Genomic DNA, 19352 nt, shown 5'->3' with positions numbered 1-19352 from the left:
GCGCGGCCGGAGCAATCCGGCCGCTTTTGAATGATGCGTCTGATTACTCTTGGCCTGACTTTCCTGCTGCTGCTGATCCAGTACCCACTGTGGCTGGGGAAGGGCGGCTGGCTGCGCGTCAAGGATTTCGAGACGCAGGTGGATGACGCCCACCGCAAGAACGCGGAACTGATCGCCCGCAACGCCAAGCTCGACTCCGAAGTGCGCGACCTCAAGGACGGCACCGGCGCGGTCGAAGAACGGGCTCGCTACGAGCTCAGCATGATCAAGCAAAACGAAATCTTCGTGCAAATCGTCGGCAAGGGACAAGCCGCCGCTCTTGCACCGCTGGCGCCCAAGCCGGCCGAACATCCCGAACACTAAACCATGAACAGCTTGCGCGCGGGGCTGTTGCTGATGCTGGCGCTGCTTGCGACCCTGGCGCTGCCGTGGCGCGCCAGCGCGGCCGAGTGCGTGCCGATCCGCGTCGGCTATATGGACCAGAACCGGCCGCCTTACTGGCTGGGCGAGGGCGACAAAGTGCCCGATCCGCCCGGCGCGGCGGTGGACCTGATCCGCGACGCGGTGCAGGGCTCCGGCTTCGGTCCCTGCATGCCGACCTGGGTGCGGCTGCCGGTGGCGCGCATCCGGCTGGCGCTGGCCAATGGCGACATCGATCTGGCACCGCTGGGTGAGCTGAGCTACTACCCGGCCGAGATCGCCCTGCCGCGCGACAAGGCCGGCAATATCGATCTGGCGCGCGCGCTGCACAATCAGGTGCTGGTACTGGTGCGCAGCAAGGACAAGCTGCCGGCCAGTACCCAGCCGATGCAATACTTCAAGGGCAAGACACTGGGCATCACCCAAGGCAACAGCTATGCGCCGCGCCTGCGCGAGGCCGGCCTGACCCTGGACGACGGCGCGCGCGACCTCGACCGCAATATCGAAAAGCTGAAGCTGGGCCGGGTCGACGGCGTGGTGGTGGCGGCGGTGGCACCGGCCCATCTGAAGCAGACGCTGGCCAAGTACAAAGGCGAGATCGAACAACTGCCGCAGCCGCTGCTGAACATCCGCGTCTGGCTGGCGTTCAACGACGCTTACTACCACGCCCACCCCAAGCAATGCGAAGCGCTGTGGACCTGGCTGGACCAGCACCGCAGCCGGCTCGGCTATGTGATGCAGAAGTACCGCAAGAACGATTGATGTGAACCGAAAGGGTCTGATATGTCTCTCAAGCATCTTAGCGCCATCAGCCTGTTTGTCGAAGACCTGCCCGCCGCCAGGGTGTTCTATGTGGACGTATTCGATGTCCCGGTCGTCTACGAGGACGACAATTGTGCCGTGGTTAAATTCGACAGCGTGTTGATCAATCTGCTGCAGGTGGCCCATGCGCCAGAAATCATCGCGCCCGGCGTGGTGGCTCCACGCGATGCCGGGTCGCGCTTTCAGATCAGCATCTGGGTGCCGGATGTGGACGCGGTGGCCGCGCATCTCGCAAAGCGTGGCGTGACCATACTGCAAGGCCCGATCGACCGCGCGTGGGGCATGCGCACCTTGAATTTCGTCGATCCCGCCGGACACAGTTGGGAAGTGGCACAGCAAATCCCTGCGCCTGTAAGCTAGAATAAGCTCCCTGGTTTTATCCGAGTCTGGTTTGAGAGCTTTATTCCTTGCTTTAATGCTGGCGATGGCTGGCGCTGATGCCGCCGAGCCGGCCTTGTCGGCCGCCGACACCCTGAATGCGGCACAGCGCGCCAGGCCGGTGCTGCCCAAAACCAGCGGTCCGAATGTACTGCGCGCGCAAGTGCTGCTGGACCGCGCGCATTTTTCCCCCGGCGAGATGGATGCGGCCTATGGCAGCGGCCTGCGTCAGGCCATCCGCGGCTTCCAGAAGCTGCGCCAATTGAAGGTCAGCGGCGAGGTCGATGCCGCCACATGGAAGGAGCTGGAGCGCGATCAGGAGCCGGTGCTGACGGTCTACACGCTGACCGCGCAGGATGTGGCCGGGCCGTATCTGGCGATACCTTCCGACATGGCCGGCAAGGCCAAGCTGCCAGCGCTGGGCTATGCCAGTCTGGGCGAAGCATTGGGCGAGCGCTTTCACGCCAGTCCCGAGCTGCTGCGGCGTCTGAATCCCGGCAAGACGATGAAGCGCGCCGGCGAGCAATTGCTGGTGCCGAACGTGGCCATCATCAAGCCGCTGCCGAAGGCGGCTTCCTTGCTGGTCGATGCCAAGGAGGGCACGCTGACCTTGCTGGACGCGAGCGGCACGCCGTTTGCGCAATTCCCGGCCAGCACCGGCAGCAAGCACGATCCGCTGCCGGAAGGGCGCTTCCAGGTGATGGGCGTGGCCACCAATCCCGAGTACCGCTACAACCCCAAGCTGTTCTGGGACGCCAAGGCCGGCGACGCCAAGGCCCGCATCGCCGGCGGTCCCAACAACCCGGTCGGGCTGGCGTGGATCGAGCTGAGCATCGAGCACTACGGCATCCATGGCACACCGGAACCGGGTAAGATAGGCAAGACCCAATCCCACGGCTGCGTGCGTCTGACCAACTGGGACGTGATGCAAGTGGTCCGCGCCGTGACGCGCGGCGCGACCGTGCTGATGCAATCGTAAGGAACGCATGAAAACCATAGGACTGATAGGCGGCATGAGCTGGGAATCCACGGTGCCTTATTACCGCGTCGTCAACGAAACCGTCAAGCGCGAACTGGGCGGGCTGCACTCGGCCAAGGTCGTGCTGGTCAGCGTCGATTTTCACGAAGTCGAGCGCCTGCAGCATGCCGGTGACTGGGGCGCGGCCGGCGCGATGATGGCCGACGCGGCGCGCGCCGTGCAGGCCGCCGGCGCCGATTTCATCGTGCTGTGCACGAATACCATGCACAAGGTGGCGCCGGCGATCGAGGCGGCGGTGTGCATTCCGCTATTCCATATTGCCGACCCGACCGCCGGAGAGATCCAGCGTGCCGGCCTGCGCAAAGTTGGCCTGCTGGGCACGCGCTTTACCATGGAGCAGGCGTTTTACAAGGAGCGCTTGCGCGAGCGGCACGGCCTTGACGTAGTGGTGCCCGCCGCAGACGATCGCGATATCGTCCATCGCATCATTTACGACGAGCTGTGCCTGGGCCGCGTTGTCGACAGCTCGCGCGACGCCTATCGTCGTATCATCGCCGACCTGGTGGCGCAGGGCGCGCAGGCCGTCATTTTGGGCTGCACGGAAATCTCGCTGCTGGTGACGCAGCAGGATGCCGCCGTGCCGCTGTTCGATACCACCGCAATTCACGCGCATCGTGCCGCGCTTTGGGCACTTGAGGAGAAAATATGAAACTGATCGGCATGCTGGATTCCCCTTACGTGCGACGGGTGGCGATTTCGCTGCAGATGCTGGGCCTGAAGTTCGAGCATCAATCGTTGTCGGTGTTCAGCACCTTTGAGCAATTCCGCCAGATCAATCCGGTGGTCAAGGCGCCGACCTTGGTCGACGACGACGGCGAGGTGCTGATGGATTCCACCCTGATCCTGCAATACGCCGAAGCCATCGCCCGCCCATCGGCGCGCCGCACCCCGACCATGCCGACCGAGCTGCTGCGCTCGCAGCGTCTGCTGGGATTGTCGCTGGCGGCCTGCGACAAGGCGGTGCAACTGGTGTACGAGCGCAATGTGCGTCCGGCCGAGAAGCTGCATCAGCCCTGGGCCGACCGCGTGATCCTGCAATTGCGCGCCGCACTGGATGTGCTGGAAGCCGAGCAGCAACGTCAGCCGCTGGAAGCCACCAGCGCCGCCATGTCGCCGCCTGGCGTGATGCAAGCCGTGACCTGGCATTTCATCCAACAGATGATTCCGGACGCGGTGCCGGCCGATGCCTATCCAGTGCTGGCCGCCTACTCGGCTGCGGCTGAGGCGTTGCCGGAATTCCGCGCCGCGCCACACGGCGACGGCACCTATCCCGTCGTCTAGCGACGGGCGCGCTTATAATGGCGGTTTGTCATCACTTCTTCGACTACTGCCATGCGCGTTCTGTTTGCCCTGCTGTTGTGCTGCGCCGCCGTTGCCCAGGCCGCGCCATGCCCAACGGTGCGCATCGGCTATATCGACCAGGCGCGGCCACCTTACTGGCTGGGCAGCGGCACCGAGATCCCGGATCCGCCCGGCCTCGGCGTCGACTTCCTGCGTGCCACCGCCGCCGCAGTCATTCCTTGTCCGGTGCAACTGGTGCGCATGCCCACCACGCGGCTGCGGGTGGCGCTGCAGGCTGGCGAGATCGATTATGTGCCGATCGAAGAACGCGCCGACCTGCCGTCCGAAATCGTGCTGCCGCGCGACCGTAACGGCGCGCTGGACCGCAGTCGCGCGGTGCACACCAACATCATTGTGCTGGTGCGCGCCGCCGACCAACTGTCGCCCGATGTGGTCACGCCACGCTATTTCCAGGGCAGGGTGATCGGCGTGCCCTACGGCGCGCCATACGCCGATGCGCTGCGCGACGCCGGCATCCGCGTTGACGACGGTGCGCGCGACCTGGAGCGCAATATCGGCAAGCTCAGGCTCAACCGTGTCGACGGCGTCGCGCTGACGGTGGGCGCCGTGACCGATATGGACCAGGCCATCGCCGAGCGCTATGGCAACGACGTGGTGCGGCTGCGCATGCCGCTATTCAGCAGTAATATCTGGCTGGCCACCAACCCAGCCTACTACGCCGCGCACCGCGAGCAGGTGGAAGCGGCTTGGACCTGGATGGCCACCCATCAGACCGACCTGGCCGCCATGCTGGCCAAATACTCCCGCAAATAAGGATGTCCTGAATGCCCGTTTCTTCCTACCTGAACACCACGCCGCAACTGGGCGAGGGTTTGTACCTGCACGAAACCGCCAGCGTGATCGGCGATGTCACTGTCGGCAAGGATTGCTCGATCTGGTGCAACACCGTGCTGCGTGGCGACGTCAACCGCATCGTCATCGGCAACTGCACCAATGTGCAGGACTTCGCCATGTGCCACGTCTCGCACAAGAACGCCGCCAAGCCCGACGGCTCGCCGCTGATCATTGGCGACTACGTCACCATCGGCCACCAGGCCATGCTGCACGGCTGCACCATCGGCAATGAATGTCTGATCGGCATGGGCACCATCATCATGGACGATGTGGTGGTGCAGGATCAGGTGATGGTGGGAGCCGGCAGCCTGGTCCCGCCGGGCAAGGTGCTGGAGAGCGGCCACCTGTACGTCGGCCGTCCGGCCGCCAAGGTGCGCGCATTGACGCCGGAAGAAATCGCCTATCTGAAGTATTCGGCCGAGCACTACGTGCGGGTCAAGAACAACTACCTGGGCGCCTGACTCAGGCGCGCCAGGCCGCCAGTAACGCCGGGCTGGGGGCGGAGATAGGGATTCCAATTTACTGTGGCTGATTTGCTAATCTTGGCAACAGCCCTTGTAAATGAGAATCATTATTGATAAGATGCGTTCTTTGCCAGCGATCGTATCCGTTTCGAGAGCCAGCCGTTCAACTTTCTCTCTTCTTGGATAACTATGGTCGCTACCCATACGGGCGCCCGGCACCAGGCCGCGCCTTTGTCTCTTCACGTCCGTTCCGCACTGCTGGTCATGCTGGGCGCGGTTGCCCTGCCGACGTTTGCGCAAGACAGCTCCACCAACTCGGCCGGCGCGCTGGGCGAAATCCTGGTCCAGGCCAAGCGCGACGACGCCAGCAACACCCGCAACGGCAGCACCACCGTCATCAACAGCCGTCAGCTGGAGCAGAACAACGCCATCGACATGCTGAACATCGCGCGCTACTCGCCGCTGATCAGCGCCCCGGCCGGCGCCAGCGGCAGCGGCAGTGTGTGGGATAGCTCGGGCAACAGCGGTTTCAATATTCGCGGCGTTGAAGGCAACCGCGTCAGCATGGAACTGGACGGCATCTCACTGCCGGACGCCGCGCCGAAACCGGATGCGACCTCGATGAACGCCTTCGGCATCGGCCGCGATTACTTTGATCCGGAAACCTTCCGCGAAGTCAGCATCGGTTCCGGCGCCAGCCCGGCCGGGCGCGGCACGCCAGGCCTGGGTGGTTCGGTGTCGTTCGTCACCAAGTCGCCGGAAGACTATCTGTACGATGGCCGCAAGGTCTACGCCGACTACAAGTTCGGCTACGCCTCGGACAAGGGCGAGCGCATGAACGCCGTCACCGGCGCGGTACAGATCAACGACAGCCTGAAGGCGCTGATCGTGGCGGTGCACCGCAGCGGCGACGAGGGCGAAACCAAGGGTAGCGCACCGCTGAACCCGGACGACTGGGATTCGGACGCGCTGCTGGCCAAGCTGAACTGGACCATCGCACCGGGCCAGAAGCTGAACTTCACCGTCGACACCTACAAGGCGTATCACGACCGCGTCTACACCAACAAGACCAGCACGCTGTACCCGGCCGGCACCACCATGAACTCGCGGACCGAACGCAACCGCTACAGCATCGAGCACCAATGGTCGCCGACCGGCTTTGCGTTGTTCGATACGCTGGACACCAAGTTCTACACGCAGAATTCCACCGTGGCTGACGTGACCAACGCCAAGTACGTCAGCGGCGGCCAGAACTACCTCCGCAACATCAACACCGGCTACTACAACGACAGCCAGGGCATGGCGTCGGATGCGACCAAGCAGCTGGGCAGCGTGCTGCTGAGCTACGGCCTGTCGTACGAGATGCAGCAGAGCAGCCGTCCGTGGACCGAGGACCGCACCGTGGTGGCCACCGGCGCCCATCAGTACACCACCAAGAGCCGCATGGCCGACATGGACACCGACAAGTTCGCCGCCTATGTGCGTGGCGACTACAGCTTCACGCTGGGCGGCCACCAGGCCACGCTGACCCCGGCGCTGCGCGGCGACCACCGCAAGTTGACGCCGCAGAATCTGCAGAACTACGCGGTGGCGGTGTCCGGCGCGGCCAGCGAATTGACCGAACACACCTACAACTTCTTCACGCCGAGCCTGAACCTGTCGGTCGAACTGAGCAAGGATTTCAACGCCTATGCGCAGTACACCCGTGGCACCCGCGTGCCGACCGCGGCCGAACTGACCGGCACCTACGATTCGTTCAGCTACACCGGCACCGGCAACGGTTACGCGGTGCTGGGCAACGCCAATCTGAAAAAGGAAACCAGCAACGCCTTCGAGCTGGGCCTGAAAGGCACGCCGACCGCCGGCATCGAAATGAGCACCTCGGTGTTTGACACCCGCTACAACAACTTCATCGAATACGTGACGCAGGCGGCGGACCCGGTCAACTACCCGACCATCACCTACGGTCTGTACCGTCCTGAAAACATCGGCAAGGCCAACATCTACGGCATTGAGGCCAGCTCGCGCTTCGCGCTGGGCCAGTGGCTGCCGGGCATGAAGGGTTACAGCGTGAACCTGGCGGCTGGCGCCTCCAAGGGCACGGCGGAAAACACCAGCACCGGCAAGAAGGGCGACCTGCCATCGGTACTGCCGTACAAAGCCAACGCCACTTTCGCCTATGACGATCCGGCGCTGCGCGGCGGCGCCGCCTTCACCACCAGCACCGTGCGCGGCAAGCGTGGCAGCAGCGACGTCATCTCGGGTTCCACCACCAGCACCTTCTACGTGCCGGGCAATACCGTGTTCGACCTGACCGCCTACTGGAACATCAGCAAGCACGTGGTGCTGAGCGGTGGCGTCTACAACCTGAGCGACAAGAAGTACTGGGACTACGCCTCGTCGCGCACGCTGCCGGCCGCCACCACCGCCGCCACGCTGGCCGACATCGAACGCCAGGCCCGCGCCGGCCGCAATTACGCCTTCAACCTCAAAGTGATTTACTAAGGAGCTAGCCATGAAAACCCACCACCGATTTGCCCTGGCGCTGAGCAGCGCCTTGCTGATGTCGCTGCCTGCGGGTGCCGCCAGTCTGCAAGAACGCTACGACGCGCTGCGCGCCGAGCAACCCAAGCTGGCGTTCCGCGATGCCGCCGCCAAGCTGAACGTATCGGAAGCAGAATTGCTGGCCTCGACCGGCATCGGCAAGACCGTGACCCGCCTGCAGGAAGGCGATACCGTGCCGCGCGAAATCATGCGCCGCGCGCTGGACCTGGGCAAGGTCCTGGCGCTGACCCGCAACGATAACGGCGTGCTGGAGCGCACCGGCGTCGCCTCGCGCCTGAAGCAGCAGGAAGAAGTGGCCGGCCTCGACGCCGACAAAGAGAAAGAACGCGAAGCGCGCCTGCGCAACATCGCCGGCGGTTATCTGGGCGGCGAAATCGACCTGCGCTTCACCTTCAAGAACTGGAAGTACGCGTTTGCCGTTGCCCAGCCGGGCAAGGATGGCGCCGTGTCGCGCAGCCTGCAATTCTTCGACCAGAGCGGCAATGCCGCGCACAAGGTGTACGTGAAGAGCGACGCCGGTGTGGCCGTGTTCGACAAAATCGTGGCCGACTTCCGCAATCCGGTGCAGAGCGCCGACCTGAAAGTGGCGGCGGCGCCGGTCAAGCCGGCAGCGAAGCCGGACAGCGCGGTGGACGTCAAAGAATTCCAGCTGGCGTGGAATGAAATCAACGACGTGCACCAGTTCAATCGTCTGCTGACCGAATTTGGCGTGACGCGCGAGCAGGGTCTGCGTCTGGGGCCAGTCGACAAAGTGCAGCGTATCGATCCGAAAGCGGTGCGTCAGTTGCTGGAGCAGGCGGCCAAGCAGCAGGTTGAAATCATGGCCTTCCTGGGCAACAGCTCGACCATCCAGATCTTCAGCGGCAAGATCAACAAAGTGCAGGAAGCGGGCGGCTACTTCAACGTGCTGGACCCGGAATTCAACCTGCACCTGCGTGACAGCGCCTTCGTCAACGGCTACATCGTCAAGCGCGCCGGCGTGGTTGACGTCGAGTTCTACGACAAAGACGGTAACGAAGTCATCAGCTTCTTCGGCGTGCGCAGCAAAGAGCATCCGATCCCGCAAGCCTGGATCGACCTCACCGCCGCCCTGCCAAAAGCCGACGCCGCCAACCAGGCCAGCCGTTGATTGTTTTGACTTGTTAGGTGTTAAGGGCTACTATTTTTCCATGAAGATCACCAGTGGAAAGATAGTAGCCGGTCAGATTGTCGTTGAAGACATGCCCTTCGACGAGGGCGCCACTGTGACTGTATTTTCCAGAGAGGACAGCGATTCCTTTGAACTGAGCGTCGAGCAGGAAGCGGAATTGCTGGCGTCCGCAGCCGAGGCAGATCACGGCGAGACTATACCTGCATCGGAACTACTCAAGAGTTTGCGCCCGCAAACCTGATGCCCGCCTATTCCATCCACATCACCCATCGCGCGGCAGCGCAGATTACACGAGCTGCTGCTTGGTGGTCGCGGAATCGGCCGGCGGCTCCAGATGCTGTCGTTGTCGAGCTTGAACGCGCTTTTGCGCTGCTGGCGGTCCAGCCACATCTGGGCGCATTGGCGCGGAATGCGCGGTTAAGTGGCGTGAGACGAATTCATCTGGCTAAAATTCATCATCATTTGTACTACCGCGTCCGGGTGGACGCGGTAGATGTGCTGGCGTTGTGGCACACCAGCCGCGGCGGCAAGCCGCCGGTTTGATACGCAGTCAGGCGCCGAGGGCGGCGCGGCCCAGGGCGGGGTCGTCGGTGAAGAAGCCGTCGATGCCGGTGGCGATGTAGCGTTTCATTTCGGCGATGGAGCCGGCTTCGTTGCGCGCGGCGTCGCCTGCGTTGTTGCGGAAGTCGGCGGCCAGGAAGTGGTTCTCGGGACGGAAGGTCCATGGTTCCACTCGCAAGCCCGCCCGATGGGCGTCGTCGACAAACGAGGCGACCTGATCCAGCGAGCCGTCTTTTTTCAGCGGGATCACCGAGCGCGTCGGCGGGGCGATGACGTCGGCGTACTGGGCGATGTCTTTCATGCCGGCCGGGGTGCACATCTGCGCGAAGGTCAGTGTGCCGCCGGCGGCCGCGACGTCCATCGGACGCACGTTTTCGCCGATGACCAATTGCATCAAGCGCAGATTGGCACGGCGCCCCAGCTTGCCACGCAGGTATTTCAGGTTGGCCACTTCAAACGATTGGATTTCCACCTGGTTGCGCCGGGTATAGTCGTGCGCGCCGAGGATGGCCAGGAAGCGGTCCTCCAGCGGCAGGCCGACGCTGGCGAAATAGGTCGAGTGCTTCAGCTCCGGCACGATGCCGATGATGCGTCCGCGCGCTGCCGCCTCCGCCGCGACGAAGTCGATGATTTCTTCAAACGTCACCACTTGATACATGCCGTTGTACTGCGCGCTGCCCGGACGGTATTGCGGGATCCGCTCCACCGCGCGCAGCGTTTTCAGTTCGGCCAGCGTGAAGTCGTCGACGAACCAGCCTTCGTGGGTTTCGCCGTCGATGGTCTTGCGCGTTTTGCGGCTGGCGAACTCGGGATGGCTGGCGATGTCGGTGGTCTCGCTCAGGAAGGCTTCGTGGCGCGCCACCAGCACGCCGTCCTTGGTACTGCACAGATCCGGTTCGACGTAGTCGGCGCCATCGGCAATCGCCTTGGCGTACGAGGCCAGCGTGTGTTCCGGACGCAGCGCGCTGGAACCGCGATGGCCGAACACCAGTGGCCGCGCCGGACCAACGCCGACCGCGCCGACGCCCGGCATGCCGGACAGGTCGGGCGTGGCCGGCGCGGAAGCAGCCAGCATGGCCGCCGCTTGCGCCGCGCCCGGCAGGATCAGCGAGGCACCGGCCGCAACCGCCGCAGTTTGGATAAAGCCGCGGCGCGATAGCCGCTTGGGTAAATAAAGTGCGTTCATCAGAAGTCGGCCATCAAAGTCAGGAAGCCCTGACGTGGAGGAATTGGATAGGTATTGTACGTGCCGCTGGCGGCCCCGACCACTACCTGCAGATCACCCTCGCGATTGGCCAGATTGGTGACGTTGACGCGATAGCGCGCGTTCTTCACCCAGCCGCCGTTCAGGAATGGCAGCTTGCCCGATACGCCCAGGCTCATCAGGAAGTAGCTCTTCACCCACAGATCGTTGGTGTAGGTGGCGTAGCGCTTGCCGACGTAGTCGCCGATCAGCTGGAACTCGGTGTCGGCCACGGTGGCGCTGGCGACAAATTTATCCATCCACTCCGGGCTGCCCGGTACTTTCTTGCCGGCGGTTTGTACGGTGGTGGTGCCGCTGGCGTAGTTGTCGTCGTACTTGGAATCGTTGTACGACAGCGCGTTGTACAGCGAGAAGTTGCGGCCGAAGTGCAGCGTGCCGGAGAAGTCGACGCCGTTGGTCTTGACGCTGCCAACGTTGGTCAGCACCGCCAGGTTGCCGCCGATGATAGAGGTGATCACCGAGGTCGGGCTGATCTGCAGCAGGCGATCTTTGAAGTCGACGTGGTAGAAGTTCAGCTGGCTGTCAAACGCGGTCAGCGCGCCGGCGTCCAGTTGATGGCTGCTGCGCAGGCCGGCTTCGTAGGTGATCGAGGTTTCCGGCTTCGCGGTTTTCTTGAACAGGTCGAACGCGGCCTGGTTCGACAGACTCCATGGCGAGACGCCGCCACCACCGTAGGTCACGAACTGGCGCATGTTCTTCTGCACGTTGAAGAATGCCTGATCTTGCGCGGTGATGTCCCAGCGGCCACCGATCTGCGGCAGGAACCATTTCTTGGTGTCGATGGTGCCGACCGGCAGCGCGGTCGAGTTGGCGATGGCGCCGTTTTTCGGTTGCACCGGGAACTGGCCATCGGCAAACTGCAGGCTCGATTTGAAGCCGGCCTGCAGCGTCATGTCTGGACGCAGATGCCATTCATCCTGCACGTGCAGCTGAGCCACTTTGTTGTCGATCTCGCTGCCGTACTGGGTGATCAGCGGGTTGCTTGGACGGTCGTACGGCGAGGTTGGATTGTTCACATCCAGCGCATACCAGCGGCGATACGCCGACGAGCGGTTGTGCTCCAGCCAGAGGCCGGCCTGCAGCGTGTGGTTGCCGATCTCGCTGCGCAAGGTCGATTGCCAGCCGCTGCGGTGGATGGCGTATTCGGTGGTGCGCACCGCGTAGCCGGAATTGCCGAACACTTGTTTCAGATCCTGGCCCGGGAAGTAGACCGAGAACAGTGCCGGCAGGCCGGCCACGCCGATCGGACCCGCTACCACGCCGACGCCGTCATCGGTGTGGTAGTAGACCTGGTTGGACCAGGTGGTGTTGTCGCTCAGGTTCCAGTCGTACTTGGCGTAGGTCAGATAGTCGGTACGCTGCGCATCGCTGTAGTAGTTGCGGTAGTTATTGCCATCGGCGGTGGGCGTGGCGCCGGTCGACGACAGATAGCTCAGCGCCTGCTGGAAGTTAGGATAGGTGAACGGACGGGTGTAAGGCTGGTATTTCTCGGTGGCCGAGCGCACGGTGGCGTCCTCGTTCGGCTCGATCTTGTCCGAATACGCGAAGTAGACGGTCAGCTTGCCGTTGTCGCCGTTGTTGATCCACTTGGCGTTGACCTGGTCGCCGCCCTGGCGACCGTTGAAATCCCAGGCTTTTTGCTCGTGGTGCACGGCCGAGATGTAGGCGCTGTTGCCGTTGCCGAAGTTGCCCGTGTCGTAGCGCACGTAGCTGCGCGAGGTCTTGTAGCTGCCGACGGTCTGTTGCACCGCGACGTTGCGGTTCGGCAGCGGGTTGCTGGAGAAGGTCTCGATGGTGCCGCCCAGGTTGCTGGTCGACGCGGTGGCCAGGTCGCCGGCGCCCGACGACAGGATCACGCTGCCGACGTTTTCGCTGGTGATGGCGCGCTGTGGCGACAGGCCGTTGTAGTTGCCATATTGCTGATCGCCCAGCGGCACGCCGTCCATCGTATAGCCCAGTTGCTGTCCGCTGAAGCCGTGGATGAACAGCGACAGATTCTGTTCGTTATTGCCCCACGGGTCGGCGGTCTGGAAGCTGACGCCCGGCAGGGTTTGCAGCGCCTTCAGCGGGTTGATGCCCGGCAGGATCTTTTGCATTTCGCTCTTCCCCAGCTCTACCGAAGAGCGGGTCTTGCGGGTGGCGACTTCCACCGTGGCGATCGGCGCGGCGGCGGCGGCTTCGACTTCCGGCGCGGTATCGGCGGCAGCGGCAGTGGCGGTGGCGGCGGCCGGAGTGTTAGCCATGTCAGCAACGGCGGCGGCGACATTGGCGGCCATGGCCAGCATCGGGAAGCTCAGCGCGGCGAAGCACACGGCGGAGAATTTCTTGTTCATGTTTTGTCCAGGTTATGGGATGAATAACGCTGCGCATCATAGGGGCCGAGTGTGACCGGGTGATGACGACGCGCAATGCGTTAAACTGCTGTCTGGAAATAAGGAGATCGCTACGATGCAGAGATTTTTGTTGGCAGTCTTGCCATTGGCGCTGGCCGCTTGCGCGGTCGACCAGTCGCGGCTGGGGCACTTCGTCACCCAGACCATCCAGCCCGGCATGCCGCTGGAGCAGGCGCTGGTGCGCATGCAGGCCGAGGGCTTCTACTGCAACGCCGGCAGCGGCAGCGATGCCATCATTGCGTGCACCCGCACCTATGAGCGCCTGGTCCAGAAAAACTGCGTGGAGCGGGTGGACATCGTCCGCAGCACCACGTCCGCTAAAACCGTCGGCGCGATTGATGTGCTGGAAGTGAAATGTCCTAAATGATGCAACGTCCCCGTTTTTTGCCAGATAACTTCACGCTGGCGATGATCGTCACCGTGATCGCCGCCAGCTTCTTCCCCTGCCATGGCCAGGGCGCCGTGATTTTCAACGGCATCACCCATGTCGCGGTATCGCTGCTGTTCTTCCTGCACGGCGCCAAGCTGTCGCGCGAGGCGGTGATCGCCGGCGTCACCCACTGGCGATTGCACCTGCTGGTGCTGCTGTGCACCTTCGCGCTGTTCCCGTTGTTGGGGCTGGTGCTGAAACCACTGCTGACGCCGCTCGTGACGCCGGATCTGTATCTCGGCATTTTGTTCCTGTGCATGCTGCCGTCCACCGTGCAATCGTCGATCGCCTTCACGGCGGCGGCGCGCGGCAATGTGCCGGCGGCGATCTGCAGCGCCTCGGCCTCCAACCTGTTTGGCATCTTCATCACACCGGTACTGGTGGGCTTGCTGACCTCGGCGCAGATGTCGGGCGGTTCGCCGATGGAATCGGCCTTGCAGATTGCCTTGCAACTACTGCTGCCATTCATCGCCGGCCAAGTGGCGCGACGCTGGATTGGTGCCTGGGTGGAAAAGCACAAGCCGCTGACGCGTCTGGTCGACCAGGGCTCGATTTTGCTGGTGGTGTACACCGCGTTCAGCGAAGCGGTGGGGGAGGGCTTGTGGCATCAGGTATCGTGGGGCACGTTGGCCGGCCTGATGCTCATCAACGTGCTGTTGCTGGCGCTGGTGATGGGGATCAGCGCGCAAGCCGCGCGCCGCCTCGGCTTCAACCGCGAAGACCGGATCGCGATTGTCTTCTGCGGCTCCAAGAAAAGCCTGGCCAGCGGCGTGCCGATGGCCAAAGTCCTGTTCGCCGGCGGCGCGCTGGGCGCCGTAGTGCTACCGCTGATGTTGTTCCACCAATTGCAACTGATGGTCTGCGCCGTCCTCGCCCAGCGCTACGCCAAAGACCCGAGCTAATGCCCACCTCGTGTCCACTTCGGGGTCAGACCCCGAAGTGGACATTGCATCGCGCCCGCTGTAATGTCTTGTTCGGGGTCAGACCCCGAAGTGTGGACATTTTAGTGTTTGGCGTCGCTGGCGGGGAGCAGGGTTTCGACTGGCGCGCTGCTGGCGAAGAGCTGGGTGCAGTCGACTTTGTCGTATTCGTAGTGCTTGCCGCAGAAGTCGCAGTTGACGCCGACGTGGCCTTGTTCGGCAATCACGCTTTCGATTTCTTCTTGCCCCAGCATCTTCAGCATGTTGCCGACTTTTTCGCGCGTGCAGCTGCAATGGAATTGCGGATGCACCGGGTCGAAGACGCGGATGGTTTCTTCCCAGAACAGGCGCTGGATCAGCACGTCAATGCCGGTTTCCAGCAGCTCTTGTTCCTTCAGCGTCGAGCCGAGGATGACGGCGCGGTTCCAGGTCTCCAGCGCGTCGTCGGCGCTGACCGGGTTGGCTTCGGCCTTGCCGCCATGGTGCGGCAGTTTTTGCAGCAGCAGGCCGCGTGAGACGGTGTCGTCGGCCGCCAGCCACAGTTTGGTGTCCAGCTGTTCCGAACGCAGCATGTAGTTTTCGATGACGGTCGCGACGTCGTCGCCGTCCAGCGGCACGATGCCTTGATATGGCTGCTGGCCCGGCACTTTATCCAGCGGATCGAGGGTGATGATGAAGCGGCCCTTGCCGTTTGCGTTCAGCAGGTCGGTCAGGTTGGCGTCGTCGGTGATCGGCAGATCCGGGTTCAGCTTGGCGGTGGCGCGCAGGCGCAGCTCGGCGTCGCATTCGACCACCAGCAGGCGCACCGGGCCATCGCCGTGGATTTGCATGATGATGGAGCCGTTGAATTTCAGATTGGCCGACAGCAGCGCGGCGGCGGCGGTCATCTGGCCCAGCAGTTTTTTGACCGGGGCCGGGTAGGCGTGCCGTGCCTGCACTTCGCGCCAGGTGGCGGAGATGTCGATCAGCTCGCCACGCACGGTGGCGTTGTCGAAGATGAATTTCTGCAGGGTGTCCTGGCTGGTAGTGGGGGTGTTGCTCATTGTTTTATCCAATCTTTTTGAGTTGCGTCTTGAACAGTTGGCCGCGTTTGACATAGCTGTCGGCGCTGCCTTGCAGGGCGGCGACTTCCTCCGGCGTCAGCGCGCGTGCGACCTTGGCCGGGGCGCCGATGATCAGCGAGTGGTCGGGGAATTCCTTGCCCTCGGTGACCAGCGCGCCGGCCCCAACCAGGCAGCCTTTGCCGATTTTGGCGCCATTCAGGATCACGGCCTGAATGCCGACCAGCGCGCCGTCGCCGATAGTGCAGCCATGCAGCATGGCCTGGTGGCCGATGGTGACGTTGCGCCCGACGGTCAGCGGATAGCCCATGTCGGTGTGCATGACCGTGCCTTCCTGTACATTGCTGTTTTCACCGATGGTAATCCGTTCGTTGTCGCCGCGCAGCGTGGCGCCAAACCATACCGAGCTATGTTCGTGCAGGCTGACCTTGCCAATCACAGTGGCAGTATCGGCAACAAATGACGATGCGGCAATCTCGGGCGTGTGATCGCCCAGTTGATAAATAGACATGGAGGCCTGGTTGAGTGCGGTGGGATGGCGCTATTTTACGCTGGCTTTTAGTTTGCCCAGCTATCGAACGGTCGTGCTATTATTTTGCCTGGCAGCCGCGAAGGTTAGGATATGGCGCCGGCCCTGTTAATTTCAAGGTAGATCGCATCATGACACACACTCCGTCCCGTTCCGAATTCCTGACCATCCGTGGCCTGCGCTGCCATGTCCGCCACTGGGGCAGGGAGGGCGCGCCCAAGCTGTTCATGATGCACGGCTGGATGGATGTCGGCGCCTCGTTCCAGTTCGTGGTCGACGAGCTGAAGGGCGACTGGCATGTGATCGCGCCGGACTGGCGCGGTTTCGGCCTGTCGCAGCGCAATGGCCTGGATACTTACTGGTTCCCCGACTACCTGGCCGATCTGGACGCGATCCTGCGCCATTATTCGCCGGATCAGGCGGTCTATCTGCTGGGGCATAGCATGGGCGGCAACATCGTCGGCCTGTATGCCGGCGCGCGCCCCGAGCGCATCCGCAAGCTGATCAATCTGGAGGGCGCCGGCCTCAAAGGCTCCAAACCGGAGCAGGCGCCGGGCCGCTACGCCAAGTGGATGGACAGCCTGCTGGCACCGCCGGAAATGCGCGGCTATCCGACTCAGGCCGCCGTCGCCGCCCGTCTGCAAAAGACCAATCCGCGCCTGAGCGACGACAAGGCCGCCTTCCTGGCCCAGCACTGGTCGGAACAGAACGCGGCCGGCGAGTGGGAAATCCTGGGCGATCCGGTGCACAAGCAGGCCAGCCCGCTGCCATATCAGGTCGATGATGTGATGGCGTGCTGGCAGGCGATCACGGCACCGGTGCTGTGGGTGGAGGCCGACCACACCAATATGTGGGACTGGATGGGCGCCAAGCCGGCCGGCCGCGTCGAGCTGGAGCGCCGCCTCGGCCATCTGCGCGATGTCACCAAGAAAATGCTGTATGACGCCGGCCATATGCTGCACCACGATCAGCCCGCCGAGCTGGCGAAAATGATAGAAGACTTCCTCGCCTAGCCGAGGTATGATTCAGACATGATTTCTTACCGCGCCACCACTATTCATCGCATCAGCGCCGCCCAGGCCGCTGCCGGTGGCGCGCGCTCCATCATTATTCGAATTATTCAGGGTCGCTGAGCTGCGGCTGTGCGCCGGTGCTCGGCGCCCCGGATCGCACGCGTATTCCCCTTTGAATAATTATTGATGGAGCACCCATGACGCCTTATCCCACCCTGTCCGACATCCGCGCCACCGCTGAACGCCTGCAAGGCAAAGTCCTGACCACGCCCGTATGGCGCTGGCAGACCGGCATCATCGAGCAGCAATTCCCGAATACCGAAGTCTGGCTCAAGCTGGAGCTGTTCCAGAAGACCGGCACCTTCAAGCTGCGCGGCGCACTCAACAACATCGAGGCGATGACTCCGGCGGCGCGCGCCCGTGGCGTGGTGGCGGTCAGCGCCGGCAATCACGCCATCGCAGCGGCCTATACGGCGCGGCTGGCCGGCTGCAGCGCCAAGGTGGTGATGCCGCAACACGCACTGCTGGAACGCGTGCTCGCCTGCCGCGAGTATGGCGCCGAGGTGGTGCTGAAGGCCGATATGCACGCCGCCTTCGCCCACGGCGACCAGCTGGTGCGCGACGAAGGCCGCACCATGCTGCATCCCTATGACGGCGCGCTGACCGCGCAGGGCACCGGTACCGTCGGGCTGGAACTGATGCAGCAGGTGCCGGAGCTGGATGCGGTGATCGTGCCGGTCGGTGGCGGCGGCTTGCTGGGCGGCATCGCCGCTGCAGTGCGTCAACTGAATCCACAGTGCGCGGTGTATGGCGTCGAGCCCTACGGCGCCGATTTGATGCACCGCAGCCTGGCGCAGGGCGCGCCGCTGCAGCTGGAGCGCATCGATACCGTGGCCGACAGCCTGGGCGCGCCGTATTCGATGGCGTACAGTTTCAACCTGTGCCGCCGCTTCGTCACCGAGGTGGTGCGGGTGAGCGACGATGAGATCTGCCTGGCCATGCTGCATCTGTTCCGCGATGCCAAGCTGGTGGCGGAGCCGGCGGCGGCGGTGGCCACCGCCGGTTTGCTGGGACCGTTGCGCGAGCGCTTGCAGGGCAAGCGCGTCGGCGTGCTGGTGTGCGGTTCCAATATCGATCCGGCCCGCTTTGCCGAGTTGCTGGCGCGCGGCGCCTGGCTGCGCGACGCCGGGTTTGACGCACCCTTGCCAGAAATGGTGCAAGGCAGCGTACAATGAGTGCTATGAAAGTCGATCTGCATTGTCACTCCAACGTTTCCGACGGCGTCCTGGCGCCACCCGCCGTGGCCGAGTACGCCCGCAAGGCGGGTGTCGATGTCTGGGCGCTGACCGACCACGACGAAGTCGGCGGCATTGCCGCCGCGCGCGCTGCCGCCGAGGCGCAGGGCATGCGCTTTGTCACCGGGGTCGAGATTTCCATCACCTGGGCCAAGGAGACGGTGCACATCGTCGGTCTGCAGATCGATGAGCACAACCGCGCGCTGGTGGACGGCCTGGCCGCCACCCGTTCCGGCCGCGACAACCGAGGCCGCGAGATCGCCAAGCAGCTGGAGCTGGTCGGCATCGAGGGAGCCTACGAGGGCGCGCTCAAGTACGTGGGCAATCCGGACCTGATGTCGCGCACCCATTTCGCGCGCTATCTGGTGGAAATCGGCGCCTGTGCCAATACCGGCGAGGTGTTCAAGAAATATCTGTCCGAAGGCCAGCCCGGCTATGTGGCCCACTGCTGGGCCTCGCTGGAACAGTCGGTCAAGTGGATTCGCGACGCCGGTGGTATCGCCGTGATCGCCCATCCGGGCCGTTACCGCTTCACCCAGCTGGCGCAAGGCGCGCTGTTCGATGAATTCAAGCAGCTGGGCGGCACCGCCATCGAGGTGGTGACCGGCAGCCATACGCCGGACCAGTATCCGGTGTACGCGCAGCTGGCCAACCATTACGGCTTCCTGGCCTCGCGCGGCACCGATTTTCACGCGCCGGGCGAGTCGCGGGTCGACTTTGCCGCCTTGCCGCCGCTGCCGGCCAATGTGACGCCGGTCTGGCACGACTGGTGGTAATTTCTGCGGCCGATTACCGTCCGGCCGCGTATTGATTTTGCGTTGATGCAGTCTTACCTTATGGTTTCGGCAAACT

Annotated in this window: 21 protein-coding genes; 17 read left to right on the top strand and 4 right to left on the bottom strand. The window is 63.4% G+C overall.

Going from position 1 to position 19352, the window contains the following annotated elements:
- Positions 1-33: 33 nt before the first annotated feature.
- From ftsB to GJ699_RS05535, 12 genes are all read left to right on the top strand, one after another.
- The gene (ftsB, locus tag GJ699_RS05590) at positions 34-363 is read left to right on the top strand and encodes a cell division protein FtsB (RefSeq protein ID WP_154374151.1); all 330 of its coding nucleotides are present in this window, start codon (positions 34-36) and stop codon (positions 361-363) included.
- 3 nt (positions 364-366) lie between these two features.
- The gene (locus GJ699_RS05585; RefSeq protein WP_154373895.1) at positions 367-1182 is read left to right on the top strand and encodes a transporter substrate-binding domain-containing protein; all 816 of its coding nucleotides are present in this window, start codon (positions 367-369) and stop codon (positions 1180-1182) included.
- 21 nt (positions 1183-1203) lie between these two features.
- Entirely contained in the window at positions 1204-1602 is a 399-nt protein-coding gene (locus tag GJ699_RS05580; protein WP_154373893.1) for a VOC family protein, read from the top strand.
- A 64-nt stretch (positions 1603-1666) separates the two neighbouring features.
- Positions 1667-2599 carry a L,D-transpeptidase family protein gene (locus GJ699_RS05575; protein ID WP_229261953.1) on the top strand — a complete coding sequence of 311 codons (933 nt, stop codon included), beginning with the start codon at positions 1667-1669 and terminating at the stop codon, positions 2597-2599.
- Between the two features lie 7 nt (positions 2600-2606).
- Positions 2607-3308, top strand: a complete 702-nt coding sequence (locus GJ699_RS05570) for an aspartate/glutamate racemase family protein (RefSeq protein WP_154373890.1) — start codon at positions 2607-2609, stop codon at positions 3306-3308.
- On the top strand, positions 3305-3940 hold the full coding sequence (locus GJ699_RS05565; RefSeq protein ID WP_154373888.1) for a glutathione S-transferase: 636 nt from the start codon (positions 3305-3307) through the stop codon (positions 3938-3940). Before GJ699_RS05570 ends, GJ699_RS05565 begins: the two co-directional genes overlap by 4 nt.
- 51 nt (positions 3941-3991) lie before the next feature.
- The gene (locus tag GJ699_RS05560) at positions 3992-4774 is read left to right on the top strand and encodes a transporter substrate-binding domain-containing protein (RefSeq protein ID WP_154373887.1); all 783 of its coding nucleotides are present in this window, start codon (positions 3992-3994) and stop codon (positions 4772-4774) included.
- Positions 4775-4785: 11 nt separating this feature from the next.
- Positions 4786-5316 (top strand): gamma carbonic anhydrase family protein, encoded by a 531-nt coding sequence (locus GJ699_RS05555; RefSeq protein ID WP_154373885.1) that lies wholly within the window; start codon positions 4786-4788, stop codon positions 5314-5316.
- A 234-nt stretch (positions 5317-5550) separates the two neighbouring features.
- Positions 5551-7824 (top strand): TonB-dependent receptor domain-containing protein, encoded by a 2274-nt coding sequence (locus GJ699_RS05550; RefSeq protein WP_229261952.1) that lies wholly within the window; start codon positions 5551-5553, stop codon positions 7822-7824.
- A gap of 10 nt (positions 7825-7834) precedes the next feature.
- Entirely contained in the window at positions 7835-9013 is a 1179-nt protein-coding gene (locus GJ699_RS05545; protein WP_154373881.1) for a ChuX/HutX family heme-like substrate-binding protein, read from the top strand.
- 40 nt (positions 9014-9053) lie between these two features.
- The gene (locus tag GJ699_RS05540; protein WP_154373879.1) at positions 9054-9275 is read left to right on the top strand and encodes a hypothetical protein; all 222 of its coding nucleotides are present in this window, start codon (positions 9054-9056) and stop codon (positions 9273-9275) included.
- Positions 9275-9577: a type II toxin-antitoxin system RelE/ParE family toxin gene (locus GJ699_RS05535; RefSeq protein ID WP_154373877.1), complete on the top strand. Its 303-nt coding sequence runs from the start codon at positions 9275-9277 to the stop codon at positions 9575-9577. Before GJ699_RS05540 ends, GJ699_RS05535 begins: the two co-directional genes overlap by 1 nt.
- 7 nt (positions 9578-9584) lie before the next feature.
- Here GJ699_RS05535 and GJ699_RS05530 read toward each other — a convergent pair whose 3' ends face one another.
- Both GJ699_RS05530 and GJ699_RS05525 read right to left on the bottom strand, forming a co-directional pair.
- On the bottom strand, positions 9585-10670 hold the full coding sequence (locus GJ699_RS05530) for a glycerophosphodiester phosphodiesterase (RefSeq protein ID WP_371867474.1): 1086 nt from the start codon (positions 10668-10670) through the stop codon (positions 9585-9587).
- Between the two features lie 110 nt (positions 10671-10780).
- On the bottom strand, positions 10781-13192 hold the full coding sequence (locus GJ699_RS05525) for a TonB-dependent receptor (RefSeq protein ID WP_154373874.1): 2412 nt from the start codon (positions 13190-13192) through the stop codon (positions 10781-10783).
- A 115-nt stretch (positions 13193-13307) separates the two neighbouring features.
- On the opposite strand from GJ699_RS05525, the gene GJ699_RS05520 reads away from it, so the two are divergent.
- Both GJ699_RS05520 and GJ699_RS05515 read left to right on the top strand, forming a co-directional pair.
- Complete coding sequence (locus tag GJ699_RS05520) at positions 13308-13619, top strand: hypothetical protein (RefSeq protein WP_154373872.1); 312 nt, start codon at positions 13308-13310, stop codon at positions 13617-13619.
- Positions 13619-14584 carry a bile acid:sodium symporter family protein gene (locus tag GJ699_RS05515; protein ID WP_154374147.1) on the top strand — a complete coding sequence of 322 codons (966 nt, stop codon included), beginning with the start codon at positions 13619-13621 and terminating at the stop codon, positions 14582-14584. The genes GJ699_RS05520 and GJ699_RS05515 overlap by 1 nt, the downstream gene beginning before the upstream one ends.
- A gap of 101 nt (positions 14585-14685) precedes the next feature.
- Here the strand turns inward: GJ699_RS05515 and hslO are convergent, their stop codons facing one another.
- The gene (gene hslO / locus GJ699_RS05510; protein WP_154373870.1) at positions 14686-15645 is read right to left on the bottom strand and encodes an Hsp33 family molecular chaperone HslO; all 960 of its coding nucleotides are present in this window, start codon (positions 15643-15645) and stop codon (positions 14686-14688) included.
- Between the two features lie 4 nt (positions 15646-15649).
- Positions 15650-16174 (bottom strand): gamma carbonic anhydrase family protein, encoded by a 525-nt coding sequence (locus tag GJ699_RS05505; RefSeq protein ID WP_154373868.1) that lies wholly within the window; start codon positions 16172-16174, stop codon positions 15650-15652.
- Between the two features lie 149 nt (positions 16175-16323).
- On the opposite strand from GJ699_RS05505, the gene GJ699_RS05500 reads away from it, so the two are divergent.
- The 3 genes from GJ699_RS05500 to GJ699_RS05490 all read left to right on the top strand — a co-directional run bounded on the left by GJ699_RS05500 (position 16324) and on the right by GJ699_RS05490 (position 19276).
- Positions 16324-17205 carry an alpha/beta fold hydrolase gene (locus GJ699_RS05500; protein ID WP_154373866.1) on the top strand — a complete coding sequence of 294 codons (882 nt, stop codon included), beginning with the start codon at positions 16324-16326 and terminating at the stop codon, positions 17203-17205.
- 197 nt (positions 17206-17402) lie between these two features.
- Complete coding sequence (locus GJ699_RS05495; protein WP_154373864.1) at positions 17403-18440, top strand: threonine ammonia-lyase; 1038 nt, start codon at positions 17403-17405, stop codon at positions 18438-18440.
- The gene (locus GJ699_RS05490; protein ID WP_154373862.1) at positions 18437-19276 is read left to right on the top strand and encodes a 3',5'-nucleoside bisphosphate phosphatase; all 840 of its coding nucleotides are present in this window, start codon (positions 18437-18439) and stop codon (positions 19274-19276) included. Before GJ699_RS05495 ends, GJ699_RS05490 begins: the two co-directional genes overlap by 4 nt.
- Positions 19277-19352 lie beyond the last annotated feature (76 nt).

The sequence above is a fragment of the Duganella guangzhouensis genome (genome assembly GCF_009674535.1).
In the GTDB taxonomy this organism is placed as follows: domain Bacteria; phylum Pseudomonadota; class Gammaproteobacteria; order Burkholderiales; family Burkholderiaceae_D; genus Rugamonas; species Rugamonas guangzhouensis.
The sequence above is the reverse complement of the archived record's forward strand: the minus strand, read 5'-3'. Positions and strand labels throughout refer to the sequence as shown.